This is a genomic window from Streptomyces solincola, from assembly GCF_002982015.1.
GTDB lineage: Bacteria > Actinomycetota > Actinomycetes > Streptomycetales > Streptomycetaceae > Streptomyces > Streptomyces solincola.
This window is the reverse complement of the sequence record NZ_PVLV01000592.1, coordinates 1-3,245: the sequence shown is the minus strand read 5'-3', so window position 1 is coordinate 3,245 and position 3,245 is coordinate 1. Positions and strand designations below refer to the sequence as shown.

At 77.2% G+C, this 3,245-nt stretch carries 3 protein-coding genes and 1 pseudogene; all 4 read right to left on the bottom strand.

Annotated elements, in window-relative coordinates; all coding sequences use genetic code 11:
• On the bottom strand, nt 1-1,019 hold a 1,019-nt coding region (locus C6N75_RS27810; protein WP_258177650.1), incomplete at its 3' end, for a phytoene desaturase family protein.
• 80 nt (nt 1,020-1,099) lie between these two features.
• A complete protein-coding gene (locus C6N75_RS27805; protein WP_105871621.1) occupies nt 1,100-1,936 on the bottom strand; it encodes an inositol monophosphatase family protein in 837 nt (278 codons plus the stop codon).
• Nucleotides 1,937-2,025: 89 nt separating this feature from the next.
• A pseudogene (locus C6N75_RS31885) lies at nt 2,026-2,628 on the bottom strand (gamma-glutamyltransferase); the annotation flags it as partial.
• A 38-nt stretch (nt 2,629-2,666) separates the two neighbouring features.
• The coding region (locus tag C6N75_RS31880) for an amidase family protein (RefSeq protein ID WP_258177648.1) at nt 2,667-3,245 on the bottom strand (579 nt) is incomplete at its 5' end.

The following is a 3,245-nucleotide window of genomic DNA, read 5'->3' as shown; positions in this document are numbered from 1 at the left end:
GGCGCGGAGATGTGTATAAGAGACAGGGGGGCGGTGTCGCCGCTGGACGCCTGGCGCAGGGCGGTGGCGATGTCGCGGCTGGTGGGGCCGATCTGCACGGTGCCGGCGCGGCGCGGGGGCTCGGCGGTCCAGGGGACGGGGCCGTCCAGGGCGTAATCGATCTTGAAGGCGGCGGCGCCGTAGCGGAAGCCGTCGTAGTGGCGGCCGAGACCGGCGATCCGGGCGAGCGCGGTGGGCGAGGTGTCGAAGACGTAGGCGCGGGCGGGCGGGAGGTCGTCCAGCCGCTTGACCTCGTAGGAGGTGTGGACCTCGCCGCCGAGGTCGCGCAGGTACCCGGTGAGGGCGTCGGAGATGGACTGGGAGCCGCCGCGCGGCATGGGCCAGCCGGAGGCGTGCGCGGCGAGCGCGAAGACCAGCCCGATCGCGCTGGTCGCCGGGCCGTGGAAGGGGGCCATCACATGGGCGACCAGTCCGCCGATCAGGGCACGCGCCCGGTCGTCGCGGAAGCGCCGCATCAGCCAGGTGTACGGGGGGAGGCCGGCGATGCCGAAGCGGGCGAGGGTGACCGGGTCGCGGGGCAGGGCGGTGAGCGGCAGCGACATGAAGTCCCGGACGAGGGTGTCCCAGGTGCCGGTGAAGGGCTCGACCAGCCGGCGGTAGGTCCCGGCGTCCCGGGGGCCGAAGGAGGCGGCGGTCTCGGCCACCGAGCGGGCCAGCACGGCGGCGGTGCCGTCGTCGAAGGGGTGCGCCATGGGCAGTTCGGGCTGGAGCCACGTCAGGCCGTACCGGTCCAGGGGCATGGCGTTGAAGGCGGGCGAGGCGATGCCGAGGGGATGCACGGCGGAGCAGGGGTCGTGGCGGAAGCCGGGGAGGGTCAGCTCCTCGGTGCGGGCGCCGCCGCCGACGGTGTCCCGGGCCTCGAAGACGGCCGTGGAGAAGCCGCGACGGGCCAGTTCGGCGGCGGCGGTCAGTCCGTTGGGTCCCGCCCCTACGACGACGGCATCGAGCATCGACGGCACCGTGGACTCCTTCGTCAGCCGGCGGCCGGGCACTTCCGGCCAGGGCCCTCAAGGATATGGGGCCGGTGGGACGGGGCGGCTCAGCGGGCGGCGTCGAGCAGGTCCCGTATCCGGGCGGCGGTGGCCCGGTCCCGGGCCGCGGTGAACGGCAGGGCGTTGCCGCCGGCGATCCGGTAGGGCTCGCCGGTCAGGGTCGTCTGCGCGCCGCCGGCCTCCTGGACCAGCAGCAGTCCGGCGGCGTGGTCCCAGGCGAACTCCCAGGAGAACGCGACCGCGTCCAGCTCGCCGCTCGCCACCGCCAGGTACTCCAGGCCCGCCGCCCCGCAGGAGCGGGCGGCGACGCCCTCGGCGTCCAGACCGAGCAGCGCGGCCTTCTGGTCGGGGGTGGTGTAGTCCGGGTGGGACATCGCGACCCGCAGCGGCGCGCCGGGCTCGGGGGAGCCGGCGAGCAGCTCCGCGCCGTCCAGTCGCGCGCCCCGGCCGCGTACCGCGGTGGCCATCCGGTCCCGGGCCGGGGCGAAGGTCCAGGAGGCGAGGAGTTCGCCGCGCAGGGCGAGGGCGACCAGGGTGCAGAAGCCGGCCTCGCCGCGGACGAACTGGCGGGTGCCGTCGACGGGGTCTACGATCCACACCGGGGCGTCGCGCTCCAGCGCCCCGTAGAGCGCCGGGTCGGCGTGCACGGACTCCTCGCCGACGACGACGGAGCCGGGCAGCAGCGCGGTGAGGGAGGCGGTCAGGTGCTGCTCGGCGAGCCGGTCGGCGACGGTGACCAGGTCGTGCGGGCCGCTCTTCTCGATGACCTCGTGGGCGGCGAGCTGCCGCCAGCGCGGCATGATCTCGGCGGCGGCCGCGGCGCGCACCGCCTCCTCGACCTGGGGCAGGGATCCGGTGGCGGGGTCGAGAAAGGCTTCGATCATGCCTCCAGCCAATCACAGCCGGCCCGCGGTGCGACGCCCGGCCGAACGGGGGGGGGCCGGGCGGCCGCGCGCGGACCCGGTGGGGGCCGTCAGCGTCCGACGGCGTATCCCTGCATGCCGCGCGCGGGTCGGCGGCGGCGGTGAGCACGCCGGTGCGCGGATCGCGGGCGACGGCGCACATCCGGCCCTCGGGCCAGGGTCCGCCGACGGTGACGCGGTGGCCGCGGCGGCGCAGTGCGGCGACGACCGCCGGGTCGGTGCGGGACTCCGCGGTGAGCGTGCCGGGCCGCATGCCGCGCGGGTGGAAGGCGCCGGGGAAGGACTCGGTGTGCCGGTCGGGCACGTCGACGGCGGCCTGGAGGTCCAGTCCGCCGTGCGCGACGGCGAGCGGGAAGTGGAGCTGCCACTGGTCCTGATGGTCGCCGCCGGGGGTGCCGAAGACCGTCACCGGCTGCCCGTCGCGCAGCGCCAGGGACGGCGAGAGGGTGGTGCGGGGCGGCGGCCGGGGGTGGGCGAGCCGGGCAGCCCGGGGCCGAGCCAGGCCGTCTGGAGCCGGGTGCCGAGCGGGAGGCCCGGCTCGGGCACGGCCGGGTCGGACTGGAGCCAGCCGCCGCTGGGGGGGTGGCGGAGACCATGTTGCCCCGGCGGTCGACGACGTCGAGGTGGCAGGTGTCGCCCTGGACGCGGCCGTCCCGGGTCCACCCCGGGAGGCACGGCCGTACGCCGCGGGTCAGGCGGCGGCCGGCGGGGTGCGTTCGTGCCACTTCAGCTCGGCTTCGAGCTGGGCGGCGAGGGAGATCAGGCGGGGTTCGGACGCGGCGGGGCCGAGGAGCTGCGCGCCGACGGGCAGGCCGCCGGCGGTGAGGCCGGCGGGGACGTTGACGGCGGGCCAGCCGAGGACGTTCCACGGCCAGGCGTAGGGGCAGGCGGCGGCCATGGTGAGGTCGGTGCGCCAGCCGGGCAGGCCGTCGAACGCGCCGACGCGGGGCGGCGGGGCGGCCGTGGTGGGGGCGAGGACGACGTCGTGATCGTCGAAGATCGCGCCGATACGGGCGTGCTGGCGGGTCTCCCGGGCGCGAGCGGCGCGCAGGGCGCGGCCGGCCAGGCGGTGGCCGGTGCGGGTGGCCCCGCGGGTGCGGGCGTCGAGCAGGGCGGGGTCGGGGTGGCGGTCGGCGTAGGCGGCGATGCCGGCGGTGGCGCGGGGCAGGAAGCCGAGACCGATCAGGCCGTAGCGGGGGCGGGCCTCGGTGACGGTGTGGCCGAAGCGGGCCAGGGTCTCGGCGAGGGCGGTGACGGCGCGGGCTATGTC

Excerpts from the sequence above, each read along its gene's own strand:
- C6N75_RS27805 (WP_105871621.1), bottom strand. The coding sequence starts at position 1,936 with ATGATCGAAGCCTTTCTCGACCCCGCCACCGGATCCCTGCCCCAGGTC.